The organism is Methylopila jiangsuensis (genome assembly GCF_027922305.1).
Taxonomy (GTDB): domain Bacteria; phylum Pseudomonadota; class Alphaproteobacteria; order Rhizobiales; family Methylopilaceae; genus Methylopila; species Methylopila jiangsuensis.
The window spans coordinates 685,572-703,051 of record NZ_BSFK01000016.1; the positions used below are offsets into that span (position 1 = coordinate 685,572).

The 17,480-nt window shown below is 68.9% G+C and carries 17 protein-coding genes and 1 tRNA gene; 14 read left to right on the forward strand and 4 right to left on the reverse strand.

Annotated features, from left to right (window positions below; all coding sequences use genetic code 11):
- The first annotated feature begins 153 nt into the window (after positions 1 to 153).
- The 5 genes from PKE85_RS16080 (at position 154) to PKE85_RS16100 (ending at position 6,023) form a co-directional block, all read left to right on the forward strand.
- Entirely contained in the window at positions 154 to 2,511 is a 2,358-nt protein-coding gene (locus PKE85_RS16080) for an ATP-dependent helicase (RefSeq protein ID WP_271206089.1), read from the forward strand.
- Positions 2,508 to 3,317, forward strand: coding sequence for a metallophosphoesterase family protein (locus tag PKE85_RS16085; protein ID WP_271205775.1), 810 nt, complete (start codon positions 2,508 to 2,510; stop codon positions 3,315 to 3,317). Before PKE85_RS16080 ends, PKE85_RS16085 begins: the two co-directional genes overlap by 4 nt.
- Positions 3,293 to 4,141, forward strand: coding sequence for a hypothetical protein (locus PKE85_RS16090; protein ID WP_271205776.1), 849 nt, complete (start codon positions 3,293 to 3,295; stop codon positions 4,139 to 4,141). The genes PKE85_RS16085 and PKE85_RS16090 overlap by 25 nt, the downstream gene beginning before the upstream one ends.
- Positions 4,142 to 4,172: 31 nt before the next feature.
- Positions 4,173 to 4,754, forward strand: coding sequence for a hypothetical protein (locus tag PKE85_RS16095; RefSeq protein ID WP_271205777.1), 582 nt, complete (start codon positions 4,173 to 4,175; stop codon positions 4,752 to 4,754).
- A gap of 69 nt (positions 4,755 to 4,823) precedes the next feature.
- Positions 4,824 to 6,023 (forward strand): DUF3644 domain-containing protein, encoded by a 1,200-nt coding sequence (locus tag PKE85_RS16100; RefSeq protein ID WP_271205778.1) that lies wholly within the window; start codon positions 4,824 to 4,826, stop codon positions 6,021 to 6,023.
- Between the two features lie 283 nt (positions 6,024 to 6,306).
- On the opposite strand, the gene PKE85_RS16105 is transcribed toward PKE85_RS16100, so the two are convergent.
- Positions 6,307 to 6,381, reverse strand: a tRNA-Gly gene (locus PKE85_RS16105).
- A gap of 438 nt (positions 6,382 to 6,819) precedes the next feature.
- Here PKE85_RS16105 and rplU point away from each other — a divergent pair.
- From rplU to PKE85_RS16130, 5 genes are all read left to right on the forward strand, one after another.
- Entirely contained in the window at positions 6,820 to 7,140 is a 321-nt protein-coding gene (rplU, locus tag PKE85_RS16110; protein ID WP_271205779.1) for a 50S ribosomal protein L21, read from the forward strand.
- A gap of 26 nt (positions 7,141 to 7,166) precedes the next feature.
- Complete coding sequence (gene rpmA, locus PKE85_RS16115; RefSeq protein ID WP_271205780.1) at positions 7,167 to 7,442, forward strand: 50S ribosomal protein L27; 276 nt, start codon at positions 7,167 to 7,169, stop codon at positions 7,440 to 7,442.
- A gap of 128 nt (positions 7,443 to 7,570) precedes the next feature.
- On the forward strand, positions 7,571 to 8,722 hold the full coding sequence (locus PKE85_RS16120; RefSeq protein WP_271205781.1) for a GNAT family N-acetyltransferase: 1,152 nt from the start codon (positions 7,571 to 7,573) through the stop codon (positions 8,720 to 8,722).
- A 101-nt stretch (positions 8,723 to 8,823) separates the two neighbouring features.
- Positions 8,824 to 9,870, forward strand: coding sequence for a GTPase ObgE (gene obgE, locus PKE85_RS16125; protein WP_271205782.1), 1,047 nt, complete (start codon positions 8,824 to 8,826; stop codon positions 9,868 to 9,870).
- A gap of 201 nt (positions 9,871 to 10,071) precedes the next feature.
- Entirely contained in the window at positions 10,072 to 10,794 is a 723-nt protein-coding gene (locus PKE85_RS16130) for a glyoxalase superfamily protein (protein ID WP_271205783.1), read from the forward strand.
- A gap of 179 nt (positions 10,795 to 10,973) precedes the next feature.
- On the opposite strand, the gene PKE85_RS16135 is transcribed toward PKE85_RS16130, so the two are convergent.
- The 3 genes from PKE85_RS16135 to PKE85_RS16145 form a co-directional block, all read right to left on the reverse strand.
- Complete coding sequence (locus PKE85_RS16135) at positions 10,974 to 11,516, reverse strand: flavin reductase family protein (protein ID WP_271205784.1); 543 nt, start codon at positions 11,514 to 11,516, stop codon at positions 10,974 to 10,976.
- A gap of 200 nt (positions 11,517 to 11,716) precedes the next feature.
- Complete coding sequence (ahpD, locus tag PKE85_RS16140) at positions 11,717 to 12,268, reverse strand: alkylhydroperoxidase, AhpD family (protein WP_271205785.1); 552 nt, start codon at positions 12,266 to 12,268, stop codon at positions 11,717 to 11,719.
- 259 nt (positions 12,269 to 12,527) lie between these two features.
- Positions 12,528 to 13,082: a peroxiredoxin gene (locus tag PKE85_RS16145; protein WP_271205786.1), complete on the reverse strand. Its 555-nt coding sequence runs from the start codon at positions 13,080 to 13,082 to the stop codon at positions 12,528 to 12,530.
- A gap of 204 nt (positions 13,083 to 13,286) precedes the next feature.
- On the opposite strand from PKE85_RS16145, the gene PKE85_RS16150 reads away from it, so the two are divergent.
- From PKE85_RS16150 to PKE85_RS16165, 4 genes are all read left to right on the forward strand, one after another.
- Entirely contained in the window at positions 13,287 to 14,231 is a 945-nt protein-coding gene (locus PKE85_RS16150; RefSeq protein ID WP_271205787.1) for a hydrogen peroxide-inducible genes activator, read from the forward strand.
- A gap of 58 nt (positions 14,232 to 14,289) precedes the next feature.
- The gene (gene proB, locus PKE85_RS16155) at positions 14,290 to 15,414 is read left to right on the forward strand and encodes a glutamate 5-kinase (RefSeq protein ID WP_271205788.1); all 1,125 of its coding nucleotides are present in this window, start codon (positions 14,290 to 14,292) and stop codon (positions 15,412 to 15,414) included.
- Positions 15,415 to 15,501: 87 nt separating this feature from the next.
- Entirely contained in the window at positions 15,502 to 16,785 is a 1,284-nt protein-coding gene (locus tag PKE85_RS16160; RefSeq protein WP_271205789.1) for a glutamate-5-semialdehyde dehydrogenase, read from the forward strand.
- Positions 16,782 to 17,384: a nicotinate-nucleotide adenylyltransferase gene (locus PKE85_RS16165; RefSeq protein ID WP_271205790.1), complete on the forward strand. Its 603-nt coding sequence runs from the start codon at positions 16,782 to 16,784 to the stop codon at positions 17,382 to 17,384. The genes PKE85_RS16160 and PKE85_RS16165 overlap by 4 nt, the downstream gene beginning before the upstream one ends.
- Positions 17,385 to 17,480: the final 96 nt, after the last annotated feature.

Sequence of the window (17,480 nt, forward strand, 5' to 3'; positions counted from 1 at the left end):
ACCTTTGGCGAACGCAAAGCCTCGCAATCGGCGCCAGGGGGCGCCATCTTCACCGCTGATCGCGCGCTCAGCCGAATCGCCGCGCGCGCCCCGAAGCCCGCCGCGAAAGACCTGACGCCGTTGTCCGCATCCTCCGCCTATCCGTTCGATCCGCTGTCCGAGGCGGACGACGTCGTTCCGGCGCCGCGCCCCGGCGGCATCGCCGCCCGCGCCGCCGCCATGGCGCGCCCGGCGGCCGCGGCCGACTACCTGTCGGGCCTGAACCCCGAGCAGCGCGAGGCGGTGGAGACGCTGGACGGCCCGCTGCTGGTGCTGGCGGGCGCCGGCACCGGCAAGACCCGGGTGCTCACCACCCGCATCGCCCACATCCTCGCGCTGGGGCTGGCGCGGCCGTACGAGATCCTCGCCGTCACCTTCACCAACAAGGCCGCGCGGGAGATGCGCGAGCGGGTGGGGAAGCTGCTGGGACAGGCGGCGGAGGGCATGCAGTGGCTCGGCACCTTCCACTCCATCGGCACGCGCATCCTGCGCCGGCACGCGGAGCTGGCGGGGCTCGCCTCCAGCTTCACCATCCTCGACACCGACGACCAGATCCGGCTGCTGAAGCAGGTGCTCGCCGCCGAGAACATCGACGACAAGCGCTGGCCTGCGCGCCAGCTCGCCTTCGCCATCGACGGCTGGAAGAACCGGGCGCTCGCCCCGAAGGACGTGCCGGCGGGCGAGGCGCAGGGCTTCGCCAACGGCCGCGGCGCGGAACTCTACGCCCTCTATCAGGCGCGGCTGAAGCAGCTCAACGCGGTGGACTTCGGCGATCTGCTGCTGGAGCCGATCAAGCTGTTCCGCGACCACCCGGACGTGCTGGAGCAGTATCACCGCCGCTTCAGATACATGCTGGTGGACGAGTATCAGGACACCAACGTGGCGCAGTATCTGTGGCTCAGGCTGCTGGCGCGGGGCTCGACCAACCTCGCCTGCGTCGGCGACGACGACCAGTCGATCTACGGCTGGCGCGGCGCCGAGGTGGAGAACATCCTGCGCTTCGACCGGGACTTTCCGGGCGCCAAGGTGGTGCGGCTCGAACGGAACTACCGCTCCACCGGCCACATCCTGAATGCGGCCTCCCATCTCATCGCCCACAATCAGGGCCGGCTCGGCAAGACGCTCAAGCCCCAGACCGAGCTCGGCGACAAGGTGACGGTGGCCGGCGCGTGGGATTCCGGCGAGGAGGCGCGCCAGATCGGCGACGAGATCGAGGCGCTGCAGTCCAAGGGCCACAAACTGGACGAGATCGCCATTCTGGTGCGGGCCTCGTTCCAGATGCGCGAGTTCGAGGAACGCTTCATCACGCTCGGCCTGCCGTACCGGGTCATCGGCGGCCCGCGCTTCTACGAGCGCGCCGAAATCCGCGACGCCATGGCCTATCTGCGCGTGGTGGCGAGCCCGGCGGACGGGCTCGCTTTCGAGCGCATCGTCAACACGCCGAAGCGGGGGCTGGGCGACGCGGCGCTGAAGCAGATCACCGAGCGCTCCCGCGCCGACGAGGTGCCCATGCTGGAGGCCGCGCGGCGGCTGGTGGCGGGGCCGGACCTCAAGCCGAAGCCCAAGGCGGCGCTTAAGGAGCTGGTGCAGGCCTTCGACCGCTGGGCGGCGCTGGTGGACAACGTTCCCCAGTCCGAGCTCGCCGAGCGGGTGCTGGAGGAAAGCGGCTACACCGACATGTGGACCAAGGACCGGTCCGCGGAGGCCCAGGGGCGGCTCGAGAACCTGAAGGAGCTGGTGCGCTCCATGGAGCCGTTCGAGAACCTGCGCGGCTTCCTCGAGCATGTGTCGCTGGTGATGGACGCGGACGCCGGCCGGGGCGAGGACGCGGTCACCATCATGACGCTGCACGCCGCCAAGGGGCTCGAATACGACACCGTGTTCCTGCCGGGCTGGGAGGAGGGGCTGTTCCCCCACCAGCGCGCGCTGGACGAGAGCGGCCGCGCCGGCCTCGAGGAGGAGCGGCGGCTCGCCTACGTGGGCCTCACCCGCGCCCGGCGGCGCGCCAAGGTGTGGTTCGCCTCCAACCGCCGCATCCACGGGCTGTGGCAGTCGTCGATCCCGTCGCGCTTCCTGGACGAGCTGCCGGAGGCGGACGTGGACGTGATCGAGGCCCCCGCCGCTTACGGCGGGGCCTATGGCGGCATGGGCGGCGCCTATGGCGCGAGCCGGTTCGACAAGGCGGAGCCCTTCGCCTCCACCTATGACACGCCGGGCTGGCGCAGGGCGCAGGAGAGCCGGGGCGCCGCCTCGCCCGGTCCCGGCGCGCGCCGGAGCGGGCCCATGACCATCGAGGGCGAGCTGGTGGCCTCGTCCTCCGCCCCGCGCTCCGCCTTCAAGGAGGGCGCGCGGGTGTTCCACCAGAAGTTCGGCAACGGCACGGTGGTGGAGGTGGACGGCAACAAGCTCACCGTCGCCTTCGACAAGGCCGGGCACAAGCGCGTGGTCGACAGCTTCGTCAAGGCCGCGTGAAGCTCTACGCCGTCTCCGACCTGCACCTGTCCTCCGCCGCCAACCGTCTGGCGCTCGCGCGTTTCGACGCGCGCCCCGACGACTGGCTGATCCTCGCCGGCGACGTGGGCGAGACCGAGGACCACCTGAACCTCGCCTTCGACGCGCTGCAGCCGCGTTACGCGCAGCTGGTCTGGACGCCGGGCAACCATGAACTCTGGCGGCTGCCGCGCTCCGCTCCCGGCGGCGTGGAGCGCTACGAGCGCATGGCGGCGCTGTGCCGGGCGCGAGGCGTGCTGACGCCGGAGGATCCCTATCCGGTCGTGGCCTTCGGGGGCCGGGCCGTGCGGATCGCGCCGCTGTTTACCCTGTTCGACTACAGCTTCCGGCCGTCGGACGTGGCGATCGAGGACGTGGTGCTCTGGGCGCGGGAGGAGGGCATAGGCAGCGTGGACGAACTGCGGCTCGACCCCGCGCCCTACGCCGACCGCGCCGCCTGGTGCCGGGCGCGCTGCGCGGAGACCGAGCGCCGGCTGGAGGCGGCCTGCGCCGACGGCCTGCCCACCGTGCTCGTCAACCACTGGCCGCTGCGCGCCCGCGACGTGCGCCTGCCCCGCATCCCGCGCTTTTCGCCCTGGTGCGGCACCACGCGGACGCAGCGCTGGCCGTCGCGCTACAACGCCTGCGCCGTGGTTTACGGCCACATCCACATGCGGGGCGTGAAGCGCGACGCCGGCGTCGCCTATCACGAGGTCTCGCTCGGCTATCCCCGCGACTGGGAGGGCCGGGTGGAGGCGAAGGATTGCGTGCGGGCGATCTTGGGCTGAGGCGCGCCCAATCGCCGAACATCCGCGCCGCGACCGACAAGACCCACATCACACAGCTACTTGGGCGCATGGTGCGAACGCCGCTCGCGCGCCGCATGTCGGGCAATGACCGCCTGAACGCCGTGGACTGCCTCCTGCCGCACTTCAACAAGCAATCCGTCACCGCAGTCGTCACCGAGTTGATGACCGGTGGCGAAAGTGGAGAGGAGTTACCGGGCCGTCGTGTCCTCATCAACCCCCGCGAGATGAAGCCGAATCCGGCGATTCCTGAGGATGTTTGGGAAAAGCTCCTGTTCTTACCGTCGCAAACCCTGACGAGGAAGCAAGCCCGCCCAGTCAAGCGCCTCACCGCGCTGGCGCATGAACTGGCAATGGACGCGCTTCTGCCTGATGCCGGCAAGAAGGCCCATGCCGAGATGCACAAGGTGCTGGACGATGTGCAAGCGCGATACGCCGCAGAGATCAAGAACGCGCGCCAGTCGGTCCTGACCGTCGAAGGCAAGGCCGTTCTGACGGACGTGCAGACACAGGCGATGACCTTCGATGATTTCGTAGAAGCTGCCGACTACGCCGTGATCGAAGACGCATACAGGCGCGCCGGTCGGACGATCAGTCCCGACTTGGCGACAACCTATGCCGAGCATTTGGCATCGCAGATAGACGACGCAGATGACGAGGAAGAAGCGCTCATCGAAGCCCATACCACCATCGCCGCAATCGGCCTTGTGCTGGGTGTCAAAAGCGACCTTAAGGCCGCCGCCGAGAGACTAGCGAAGGATTGGCTGGGCAAATACCACGACGACATCAAGGCTCATCACCGATGAGCGGCAGGAAGTCTATCGGCAGATCAGCAAAATGAGCGCCGATCCGCTCCCGGTCGATATTGCGCGTCCGCATATGTGGCTTCAACCGACGACCGCGAGAGAGCCGAACGGTAAGGAATACGATCTGCCCCGATACGAACGTCATTTGCTATGTGACGGGGATGGCATATTTCCGAACAGCGCCGGTTTGACATGGGAACCCGCCGTGCTCAATGCCGAGCTTCAACGGGAAGGAAGCATCGGCTGGTACCGGAACCCTGACCGTGCAAGCCAAGACTCGCTGGGGGTGATCTACGAGGAAGCTGGCGAGAATAGGCTTCTACGCTCGGATTTCATCTTCTTTTCCCGGCTGGATGATGGCAGCGTTGCGGCCGATTTGGTCGATCCGCACGGGGACTACTTGGCCGACGCCATGCCCAAGCTGAAAGGGCTGGCTGAGTATGCTGCGGGCAATCTGGAAACCTATCGGCGTATAGAGGCCGTTTCCAAGACCAAGAGCGGAGCCTACCGAATGCTGGACATGACGAAAGAAGACGTGAGAGCAGCGGTGATGGCAGCTACGAGCGCGGAAGGCCTTTACGCCAGTCCAATAGCCATTGACTACGCGGCGTGAACGACGGCTGACGGTGGCGTTTGAAGAGTAGGGGCAGGCCTGGGTGGCCGCTTTGGGGGACAGAGATACGTGCCGATCCGCAGACGGGGAAATGGTCTCGAAAAATGGGAAATCGCGCTTATCAAGGCGATGGTTGCGCGAGGGGATTGGCCGAACGACCAAGACATTCTTGCGTACTTCACACGTCCAACGCGCTCGGTGAACCACCGCGCCATCGCTGAAATCAGAAAGAACGAGAAACACACAGCAGTCAAAGCGGCGACCAATGAGGCTTTGGGCGAATTCTTGGCGACATGGCCTGACGTGGACCCGCAGACGGGCCTGAGCATTCGAGGAGACGAGCTTCTCATTAAGGCGCGAGAGGCAATGATTGCCGCCGTTCACATCTTCAACGGAGCTGGCCTAACCTTTCGCTCTGAACTGTTCATCGTGAGCAGTATCATCGCCTGGACCTACCTTTTGCACGCATGGTTTCGGCGCGAAGGTATCGACTACCGCTACAAGGAGGCGGACGGTGCCATTAAGAAGACAAAGCAGGGCGAAGATTGTTATTGGGAACTGGGGGGATGCCTCAAACATGCGCGATGCCCTGTTCCTGTGGGCGCCATTAAGAACATTGAGTTTCTTTTGGAAATCCGACACGAAATTGAACATCGTTCTACCGGCCGGATAGACGACGCGGTCAGCGCGAAACTTCAAGCCTGCTGCATCAATTTCAACGACTCGATCAAATCCCTTTTCGGCACGCAGTACGGTCTGGAGCGGCGCTTGCCCATAGCACTCCAGTTCGTAACCTTCAGCTCAGATCAGCGCGCGGTGCTCAAGAAGGCAAGTTCGCTTCCAGCCCACATCGAAGCGATGATGAACGACTTTCATCACGGACTTACCGAAGAGGAACAAGCTGACCCGCGTTTTGCCTACCGCGTGGCCTTTGTCCCGAAGGTCGGTAACCGCGCGTCAAACGCCGATCTCGCCATTGAGTTTATTAAGGCGGATTCGGAGGAAGCAAGAGAAGTTAGTCGGGTACTGCTAAAGGAAGTCAACAAAAAGCGATACACCGCGGCGCAAGTGGTCAAAACGATGCAGGCCGAAGGCTATTCAACTTTCAAGCAGCACAATCATACCGAACTATGGAGGAGCCTTGATGCCAAAGAACCGGCGAAGGGCTTCGGTTGTGCGGGGGACTACAAAGGAACGTTGGTTTGGTTTGACGCCTGGATTGCACGTGTGCGGGCGCACTGCCAAGAGCGCGGCGAAAAATACAAATAGCGCCCGTCCTCCCCACCCACCAACGAATGCCCCCGTTCCCTTCCCGCCGCCCGCTCTCTACAGCGCTATGTGAGATCGCGAGAGCGGGCCGTGGGAAGCGAACTACCCCCAGCGCTCTATCGCTACCTCTACCTCTATATCGGCAGGGCGACGGAATGAGGAGGGGCGACGCATGAACCCGAGAGCCATTTCATCCGCGTGGCGACCCGGTGGCGACCCGGAATTGAAACGACGAGGCCGCCTTGCGGCGGCCTGACGTAACATACCTATATTAAAAGATAATTGGAGCGGGCGAAGGGATTCGAACCCTCGACCCCAACCTTGGCAAGGTTGTGCTCTACCCCTGAGCTACGCCCGCTCACTTTTGCGCCGATCGTTTCCGGCCGGCGACGAGGCGGTCTATGCCCCAAGCCGCGGAGGATTGCAACAGGGCCGTCGCACTTTCCCGTCGCCGCCGCCGCGGGCCTGTGGATGGCGGGGCGGCCAACGCAAGAGCTCCTTGAGGCAGGCCCGGCCGCAGCCGGCGCGGGACGATCGAACGCAAGGCCCTGACGCGCCGTCCGGATAGGGCACCGGCGCGTCCCGCGACGCCCGAATCCGTCGCGCGCGCCGTGACCGCGGGCGGTTCAACGGACGGCGGCGCGCGCGTCCTTGACCGCAGAGGGGTTTTCGGGTAGCTCCACGCGCTGGCGCGGCGGGCCTCATCGGCTTGCCGCGCCGCATTGTTTGGGACCAACCCAGACTGCCAAGAAGCCGCGCCGGTTCGTCGAGCGCGGCAGGAACACGGGACAAAACGATGTTCGCAGTCATCAAGACCGGTGGCAAGCAGCACCGGGTCGCCGAAGGCGACGTGATCACCGTCGGCAAGCTTTCGGGCGACGCCGGCGCGAAGGTGGAGTTCGGCGAGATTCTCGCCATCGGCGCGGGCGAGGACGTGTCGATCGGCGCGCCCTTCGTCTCGGGCGCCTCGGTCGCGGCCGAGATCGTCGAGCACGCGCGCGGCGAGAAGGTCATCGCCTTCAAGAAGCGTCGCCGCCAGAACTCCAAGCGCAAGCGCGGCCATCGCCAGGACTACACGATCGTGAAGATCGTGGGCCTGTCGGGCGCCAAGAACTGATCGGCTGAGGCAGAAGGAGAACACCGATGGCTCACAAGAAGGCAGGCGGCTCCTCCCGCAACGGCCGCGACTCCGAAGGCCGGCGCCTCGGCGTCAAGAAGTTCGGCGGCGAAGCCGTGATTCCGGGCAACATCATCGTGCGTCAGCGCGGCACGCGCTGGCATCCGGGCGCGAATGTCGGCATCGGCAAGGACCACACCCTGTTCGCCACCGCGGAAGGCAAGGTGCTGTTCGTGTCGAAAGCCAACGGCCGCACCTACGTGAACGTCACCACGGCCGCAGCGGCCGAAGCTGCGGAATGACGGCGGGCTGACGCGACGCGTCCCGCCGGGCCCTGATCCCCGGCGGACGGACTGAGACCGAGAGGTCCGAACGGCGGGGGAGACGGGCGATCCGTTCTCCCCCGCCGCCGTTTCGGAAGGCCGGTCCCATGCCGCCCCAGCACGACGTTTCCCCGCCCGGCTTCAGCTTCGCGCCGTCGCTGTTCGCCGAGGATTGCCAGACCGCTTCGCCTGCGGTGCGGCTGCGCCGCCTGACCGCCGCCGACGCCCCGGCCATCGCCGCGGGCCTCGGCGATTTCGAGGTCGCCCGCAACCTCGGCCGGGTGCCGCACCCTTACACGCTGGCGGACGCGCAGGACTGGCTCGACCGGGCGGAGCAGGATCGGGCGCTGCTGTGCGCGGGCGTGTCGGTGGACGGCGCCCTCGCCGGCATGGTCTCGCTCAGCCCGGCCGGCGGGGCCGTGAGGCTCGGCTACTGGCTGGCGCGGCCGTGGCAGGGGCGGGGGATCGGGACGCGCGCGGTCGGCGCCTTCTTGGATTTCGCCTTCGCGGCCACGAGGATGGCGGCGACCGAGGCGCTGCACATGGTGGACAACCCCGCCTCCGGGCGGCTGCTCCGCCGGCTCGGCTTCCAGCCCTGCGGCGTGACGCGGGAGCGGTCGCTGGCGCGGCGCGACACGGTGGAGCATGTGATCTCCCGGCTCACGCGCGCGGACTGGAGGGCGCGCCAGCCGGCGATCGAGACGGCGCGGCTTCACTTGCGCACGCCGACGCTTGCGGATGTGGAGGAGACGGCGCGGCTGCCGGCGGACCGGCCGGTGGGGCTCGCCACCGCCCAGACCGCGGCCATGCTGGGGCAGCTCGACGAGGCGCGCGTCTTCATCCTGCGCGCGGCGCGGGAGCCGCGCCCGGCGAGTCTCCGGCTGCTGATGCGGCTGAAGGAGACCGGCGAACTGGTGGGCACGATCGGCTGGCGGGCGGCGGAGCCGGGCGTGGTCGATCTCGGCTTCTGGCTCGGCGTCGATCATCGCGGCCGCGGCCTGATGACGGAGGCGGCGCGGGCGACCATCGAGGCCGCGTTCCGCTGGGGCGCGGCCGACGCCGTGCGCACCAGCTGCCGCTCCACGGACTGGGCGACGCGGCAGGTGATCATCCGCTGCGGCTTCCAGTGGGAGGGCTCGGGCCTGGTCCGTCCCTCCGCCGGCGGGCCGGTGGCGGCGGACCAGTTCCGGCTGGACCGCGACACCTTCCTGTCCTTCCGTGAATGGGCGCCGGCGGCGTTCCATCTGGCGGCGGGCTGATTCCACGCACGGGCCGGGCGGCGTCCGCCCCCGGCTCGTGCTATGACCTCACCGACCCGGCGGCCGCCTTGGCCCCGGCCGAAACGAAGTTGCGTGGCGCCATGAAGTTTCTCGATCAGGCCAAGGTCTATGTGCGCTCCGGCGACGGCGGCGCGGGCTGCGTCTCGTTCCGGCGCGAGAAGTTCATCGAGTTCGGCGGCCCGGACGGCGGCGACGGCGGCCGCGGCGGCGACGTGGTGGTGGAGTGCGTGCAGGGCCTCAACACCCTGATCGACTACCGCTTCAAGCAGCACTTCAAGGCCAAGACCGGCGTCCACGGCATGGGCAAGAACCGCACCGGCGCCAATGGCGGCGACACCGTGCTGAAGGTGCCGGTGGGCACCCAGGTGCTGGACGAGGACGAGGAGACGCTGCTCGCCGACCTGACCGAGGTGGGCCAGCGGATCGTGCTCTGCCGCGGCGGCAACGGCGGCTTCGGCAACGCCTATTTCAAGACCGCCACCAACCAGGCCCCGCGCCGCGCCAATCCGGGGCAGGAGGGCGAGGAGCGCTGGGTCTGGCTGCGGCTGAAGCTGATCGCCGACGCCGGCCTCGTGGGCCTGCCGAACGCCGGCAAGTCCACCTTTCTCGCCGCGGTCTCGGCGGCGCGGCCCAAGATCGCCGACTACCCCTTCACCACGCTGCACCCCAATCTGGGCGTGGTGGGCGTGGACGGGCGCGAGTTCGTGATGGCGGACATTCCGGGCCTGATCGAGGGCGCCCATGAGGGCGTGGGCCTGGGCGACCGCTTCCTCGGCCATGTGGAGCGCTGCCGGGTGCTGCTGCATCTGGTGGACGGGACCTGCGAGCATGCGGGCCAGGCCTACAAGGTGGTGCGCGGCGAGCTGGAGGCCTATGGCGGCGGCCTGACGGACAAGCCCGAGATCGTGGCGCTGTCCAAGGCGGATTCGCTGTCGCCGGAGCTCCGGAAAGAGCAGCTCGCCCGCCTGAAGCGCGCCGCCAAGCGCACGCCGATCGCGCTGTCGTCCCAGTCCGGCGAGGCGGTGGAGGCGACCCTGCGCCAGTTGCTCGCCGTCATCGACGAGGCCAAGGCGCAGGAGGAGGCGGAGGCCATGCCGAAGCTGAAGCAGGAGAGCTGGCGGCCGTAACGCCACTGGTTTTCGCGCCGCCGCTTTGTCTTTGCGGCGGGCGCCGACTCATGCTCCGATCGCGTTGGGCCTGCGCAGCCCGCCGCTCGCTCCCGTCTCGGGAATGGTGAATGCGCCGCCGATCATCGGTTCGACCCCTCTGGGCGGCCCGTCAGCAATGCGAGCCCTGACCTTGTCCGCCGCCCGGGAAGGCTTGAGCCCGTGCGCAACTTTCTGAACGCCAAATCCATGGCCAGGGATCTCAGGGAGGCTCTGGCGGAGAAGGGCCACGCGCTGCCCCACGGCGTCTGTCTCGAACTTGTCGCGAAGCAATTCGGGGCCGCCGACTGGAACACGCTGTCCGCGCTCATCGCGCGGCTGGGCTCTCGCCGGGCGCCTCTGCCGCAGGCTGCGGGGTGGCGTCCGACGACCATGACCGACGCCACGAAATTCCAGTTGGGGTTGGACCCGGATACGCCGGGCGTCGCTCTGATCGAGGCTTTGACCGACCCCGCGCTGGGGGAGGAACGGGCCGATCTGTTCGGGTGTCTGATGCAGAGCGTCTCCGCCGGGGAGTATCGCGGCCGAAAGCTCCGGCTGGCGGCGAGGCTTCAGGCCACGGAAGCGGGGCTTGGCTCGATCTGGATGCGGGTCGACGACGCCACCGGGGCTGTCCTGCGCTTTGACAACATGATGGAGCGTCCGACCGACGGCGCGATCACCGGGACGAGCGAATGGACGGATCGCGTGATCGTCCTCGACGTGCCGGAACGCGCGGAGAGCCTCCACTATGGCTTCTTCTTACGGGGGAGGGGGCAGATTCGCGCCCGCGGGTTTGATCTGACGATCGTCGCCTGCGATACGCCTGTCACCGATCTGCCGTCTCCGAGACGCAAGCGGAGCTTGCCCCCGCATCCCGTCAATCTGGGATTCGGCGCTTCCTGATCGCGCCCGGCAAGTCGGGCGTTCCGCTGGTCCTGCTCCGGAACAGGCTCGCCAACGCCGTCCTCAGGGGCTGCGCCGACCATTGCTCCTGAGGCTTGCGCTTCTTCCGCCGACGGCAGGCGCGGCGGGACGTCCGCCCCTTCCAGAACAGGGGCGAGGTGAGGCTGGGGCCGCCGCCGTCACAGCCCCGGAGGCAGCTTGGAGCGCATCATCTCCCTGCGATCGAACCTGCGGCCGTCGGCGATGAAGGTGCCGTCGCCGACGGCGTGCAGCATGCGCTTCTCCTTGCGGGCGTCGTCGTAATAGGCCGCCACGCCCTCGAGCACGACAATGCTGTGTCGTTCGACGATGTCCGTGACGCGGCATTCGATATTCGCCAGACATTCCTTGACGAGAGGCGCGCCCACATGTCGCCCTGGCAGAGCCGTCAGGCCGAATGTCCGGAACTTGTCCGTGTCTTCGCCGGAGCAGGTTCCAATTCCGACGATGGTGTCGAGCATGTCGATGGTCGGGATCGCGATCACGCATTCCCGGGATGACCGCAGGGCGTCGTAGGAATAGTTCCAGGGCCCCGTGGTGATGGCGAATTCCGCCGAGAACCCCATGACCATGGTCCAGGTGATGGTCATGACATTGTTCTGTTTCCCGTCGTTGGTGGTCACCAGAACGGCGGGGCCCGGTTCGAGGAGCGTGAACGCCTTTCCAAGAGCAAGCGGGCGCATGTGGAGGTCTTTCGGGGCGCGAGGAAACCGGACGCGGCTTCCGATCCTACGCTTATTTTTCCGCCCAGCCCGGGACGTGCCAGACGCCGCCGCCCCGCGCTCCGGCGAGGGCGGCCTCAGGTTCTGAAAGCACGAGTCGGAAGGGCGACATCGCCGCGCCGGATGTCGCCCTGATTTCCGCGGCGGAGATCAGCCGCAGGTCACGCCGCGGCGGCGCTGGCGCCTGTGTCGCTCTCGGCGGCCTCCAGCGCGATCGCGGCCGAGGCGATGATGGCGGCGAAGCGCACCGCGGTCTGGATGGTCGCGGTCGAGACCTCGCCCTTGCGCAGCACCTCTTCGTGCGAGTCGATGCACAGGCCGCAGCCGTTGATGGCGGAGACGGCGAGCGACCACAGCTCGAAGTCGATCTTGTCCACGCCCGGATTGCCGATGACGTTCATGCGCAGCTTGGCTGGCATGGTCTGGTATTCCTTGTTCGCGGCCAGATGCACGAAGCGGTAGTAGACGTTGTTCATGCCCATGATGGCGGCGGCCGACTTGGCGGCGGCGAGCGCCGCCGGCGACAGCTTCGGCGCGGCCTCGGCGATCAGCGCGTCGCGCACCGCGGCGTTGCGGGAGGCGATGCCGCAGGCGACGAACAGGCCGTATTTCTGCTGGTCCGTCAGGCTCTCGTCCGAGGCCATGGAGGACAGGTTGAGCCGGACATCCTTGGCGAAATCCGGGATCGCCGACTTCAGCGCATCGATCGACATGAGGGTTCTCTCTCGGAGATGACGGGCGAACCGTCAGGTCCGCGCGATGGCGCAGGCATGACGGCGCGCTCGAGTGGCGCGCGCTTGGCGCCTGTTTGGAAGTTGCGCGAGTGCGCAATCTAGGCTCGCGTCATGCCCGCCACAGGCAGTTATCCAAGACTTCGGCGGCATCACAAGCTTGAACGTTCAAGTCGTGGATGCCCGAGACAAGCTCGGGCATGACGGCGAGCGAGGTTTCAAACAGGCTCTTTAGTGCGGATCAGGCCGCCTTCAGGGTTTCGCCGCCGACCTGGCGGTTGCAGGGGCAGAGCTCGTCGGTCTGCAGCGCGTCGAGCACGCGCAGCGTGTCCTTGGGCGCGCGGCCGACGTTGAGGTTGGTGGCGTAGACGTGCTGGATCACGTTGTCCGGGTCCACCACGAAGGTGTAACGGTAGGGCACGCCGTCGCCGGAGCGCACGCCGAGGCCGTCGATCAGCTCGCCCCTGGTGTCGGCGAAGGACCAGATCGGCAGCTTGTCGAGGTCCTTGTGGTTGCGGCGCCAGGCGAGCTTGACGAACTCGTTGTCGGCCGAGCCGCCGAGCACCACCGCGTCGCGGTCCTCGAACTCGGGCGCCAGCTTGGCGAATTCGGCGATCTCGGTCGGGCAGACGAAGGTGAAGTCCTTCGGGTAGAAGAAGATGATCTTCCACTTGCCGGGGAAGCTGTCGCGGGTGACCGGCTCGAAGGCCGAGACGCCGCCTTCCTCGTGTTCGTTGAAGCCCGGCTTCACGCCGGTGACGGTGAATTCGGGAAGGGTGTCGCCGATGCCGAGCATGGATCCGCTCCGATGAGCTCAAGGGTGGATGTGACCGGCGCGCGCGGGGACGCGCGGGCGGGACAATATGTCCGCCGCTTTCACCGCGCTCGCATGTGAAACTGTTTCGCATATGGTCTATACGCCGGTCCAACCGATAAAAAAGAAACCAACTATCGCCACATTCGATAATCCGCGGCGGGGCCGCGTTTCGGAGAGCGGACCGTGATCAACCTTTCGCTGCGGCAGCTGCGCTATTTCGTGGCCCTGGCGGAGCTGGGCTCGTTCTCCGCCGCGGCCCGGCGCGTGGGCGTGACGCAATCGACGCTGAGCGCCGCCATCCAGGAGATGGAGACCACGCTCGGCGTGCGGCTCGCCGAGCGCAGCGGCCGCCGGTTCGAGCTCACCGCCGCCGGCGCCGCGCTGGTGGACCGGGCGGTCTCGATCGTGGCGCAGGTGGACGATCTGCCGAACCTGCTGGCGCAGGCGGAGCGGCCGCTGACCTCGTGGCTCAGGCTCGGCGTCATCCCGTCCGTCGCGCCGTTCCTGCTGCCGCGCGCCCTGCCCAGCATCCGCGAGGCGTTTCCGGAGCTGAGCCTGTCGGTGCGGGAGGCGCTGAGCCGCACCCTGATCGGCGACATCCGCTCCGGGGCGCTCGACGCGGCCATCATGGCGCTGCCGCTGGCGGTGGACGATTGCGAAACCGCGCCGTTCTGGCAGGACCGCTTCTTCGTCGCCGCCGCCAACGGCCATCGGCTGGCGGGCCGTCCCTCGGTGGTGGCGGAGGAGCTCGCGGGCGAGCGCATCCTGCTGCTGGAGCCGGGCCATTGCCTGCGGGACCAGGTGCTGAACCTGACCGGGCTCGGCGCCGAGGACGAGCTGGGCGAGGTCAAGGCCATGAGCATCGCCACGCTGGTGCAGCTCGCCGCCAACGGCCTCGGCCTCACCATCCTGCCGGAGATCGCAGTGGCGGCGGGCGTCGCCGACGGCGCGCCGCTGAAGATGATCCCCTGCGACGGCGACCGTTCGTCCCGCAGTCTGGTGCTGGTGTGGCGCAAGGGCGCGAGCCGCCGGGCGGAGTTCGCGCTGTTCGCCGAGCACCTGCAGGGCCTGTGCGAACGGCATTTCGACGCGCTGGCCGACAGGTCCGCCATGCGCCGCCGGGCTTGAACGCGGCGCCGCGCGGGCCTATGCGGAACCCGCCTTCCCACCAGACCGGCGGACTGTCGTGACGACGCCCACACTCGCTTCCTTCAACCGCATCGTGGTCAAGATCGGCTCGGCGCTGCTCGTGGACCAGACCGCGGGCGCGCTGAAGCGGCGCTGGCTCGAAAGCCTCGCGGACGATCTGGCCCGCCACGCCCGCCGCGGCGCGGAGGTGGTCGTGGTGTCGTCCGGCGCGATCGCGCTCGGCCGCACGGTGCTCGGCCTGCCCAAGGGGCCGCTCAGGCTGGAGGACAGCCAGGCGGCGGCCTCCGTCGGCCAGATCGCGCTCGCCCGCGCGTGGTCCGAGGTGCTGGGCGCCCACGCCATCACCGCCGGCCAGCTTCTGCTGACGCTGGGCGACACCGAAGAGCGCGGCCGCTACCTCAACGCCCGCGCCACGCTCGCCCGGCTGCTGGCGCTCCACGCCGTGCCGGTGGTGAACGAGAACGACACGGTGGCCACCTCCGAGATCCGTTACGGCGACAACGACCGGCTCGCCGCCCGCGTCGCCTCCATGGCGGGGGCGGACTGCCTGGTGCTGCTGTCCGACATCGACGGGCTCTACACCGCGCCGCCGAACCAGGACCCGAACGCGACCCACATTCCCGTGGTGGAGCGCGTGACCTCGCAGGTGGAGGCCATCGCCGGCGACGCGGGCTCGGAGCTGTCCCGCGGCGGCATGCGCACCAAGATCGCCGCGGCCCGCATCGCCACCGGCGCCGGCATGCACATGATGATCGCTTCCGGCAAGGTGGACAGCCCGCTCAAGGCGGTGGAGGACGGCGGCCGCTGCACCTGGTTCCTGCCGAGCGAGAACCCCGCGCAGGCGCGCAAGCGCTGGATCGCCGGCGTGGTGGCGCCCCGGGGCGCGCTGTTCGTGGACGCGGGCGCGGCCTCCGCGCTCAACCGCGGCCGCTCGCTGCTGCCGGCGGGCGTCACCCGCGTGGAAGGCGCCTTCGCCCGCGGCGACGCCGTGGTGGTGCGCGCGCCGGACGGCGAGGAGGTGGCGCGCGGCCTCGTGGCCTATGACGCGGACGAGGCCGCCCGCATCGCCGGCCACCCGTCCGCCGAGATCGAGGCGCTGCTCGGCTATCGCGGCCGCTCCGCGCTCATCCACCGCGACGATCTGGTGATGACCGGCGCGTGACGCGCGGGAGCCCTCCCGCCCGCCCGTGATGACGCCCCGCGCGAAACGCGCTACATCGCGCCTTCGCGTGTGAAGGGAGCTTGCGTCATGTCCGCCGCCGCCGAACGGCTCATCGAAGTGGACGCCATCATGCTGGAGCTGGGCCGGCGCGCGCGCGCGGCCTCGCGGGCGCTGGCGCTGGCGCCGCGGGCGGCGAAGGACGCGGCGCTGCGGGCGGCGGCCGCGCGCATCCGCGCCACCACGACGCAGATTCTCGTCGCCAACGAGGCCGATCTCGCCGGCGCCCGCGCCGCGGGCGTGGCGGGCTCGTTCCTCGACCGGCTGACGCTGACGGTTCCGCGCCTCGAAGCCGTGGCGGAGGGGCTGGAGACGGTCGCGGGCCTGCCCGATCCGGTCGGCGAGGTGATCGCCGACTGGACCCGGCCCAACGGCCTGCGCATCGAGCGCGTGCGCACCCCGCTCGGCGTGATCGGCGTGATCTACGAGAGCCGCCCGAACGTCACGGCGGATGCGGGCGCGCTGTGCCTGAAGGCCGGCAACGCCGCCATCCTGCGCGGCGGAACCGACAGCTTCCGCTCCTCGGCCGCGATCCACGCCGCGCTGGTCCACGGCCTGCGGGAAGCCGGCCTGCCGGAGGACGCCATCCAGCTGGTGCCGACCCGCGACCGCGCGGCGGTGGGCGAGATGCTGGCGGGCCTCGACGGCAATCTGGACGTGATCGTGCCCCGGGGCGGCAAGGGGCTGGTGGCCCGGGTTCAGGCGGAGGCGCGGGTGCCGGTCTTCGCCCATCTCGACGGCAACAACCACGTCTATGTGGCGGCGGGCGCCGACCTCGCCATGGCGCGCGCCATCGTGCTCAACGCCAAGATGCGCCGCACCGGCGTCTGCGGCGCGGCCGAAACGCTGCTGGTGGACCGCTCCGTGGCGCAGACCCATCTCGCGCCGCTGGTTCAGGACCTGCTGGCCGCCGGCTGCGCCGTGCGCGGCGACGCGGCCGTGCGCGCGGTCGATCCCCGCGTGACCTCCGCGACCGAGGACGACTGGGGCACGGAGTTCCTCGACGCCATCATAGCGGCCAGGGTGGTGGACGGGATCGACGCGGCGCTGGCGCACATCGCCGACTACGGTTCGCACCACACCGACGCCATCGTGACCGGGGACGAGGCGCTGGCGGAGCGCTTCCTGCGCGAGGTGGACAGCGCCATCGTGGCGCACAACGCCTCGACCCAGTTCGCGGACGGCGGCGAGTTCGGCTTCGGCGCCGAGATCGGCATCGCCACCGGGCGCATGCACGCCCGCGGGCCGGTGGGCGTGGAGCAGCTGACCTCGTTCAACTACCGCCTGCACGGAACCGGCCAGACCCGGCCGTGAGAGGGCCGGTCCGGCTGCCGCCGCATCCGCCCGGCCTCAGGATCGGGCTGTTCGGCGGGTCGTTCAACCCCCCGCACGCCGGGCACCGGCTGGTGTCGCTGATCGCGCTGCGGCGGCTGCGGCTCGACCGGGTGTGGTGGCTGGTCTCTCCCGGCAATCCGCTCAAGGACACCGCTGGCCTGCCCTCGGTGGCGGATCGGGTCGCGGCGGCGCGGAAGATCGCGCGCCACCCGCGCATCGTGGTCACGGGGGTCGAGGAGGCGCTCGGCGCCCGCTACACCGCCGACACGCTCAAGGCGCTCAGGCTGCGCTGCCCGGCCGCGCGCTTCGTCTGGATCATGGGCGCGGACAACCTCGCCGGCCTGCACCGCTGGCGGCGCTGGCGGGAGATGGCGGCGGAGACGCCGTTCGCGGTGGTGGACCGGCCGGGCGCGACCCTGCGCGGCGCGTTCGCGGGCGGGCGACTCAAGGCGGCGCGGCTGCCTGAACGGGACGCGCCGCGGCTCGCGGACGCGTCTCCGCCGGCCTGGGTGCTGCTGCACGATCGCCGCTCGACCCTGTCGTCCACAGCTCTCAGAGCCGCGGTTTCGCAGGCGTGAAGGCCGCCGCGGCGGGGCGTTAAGCGGTTTCGGTTGAAAAAAGCCCGCCAAAAACCTTAATATGTCCTCGCCGGGGAGGTCTCCGGCCTCGAGAGG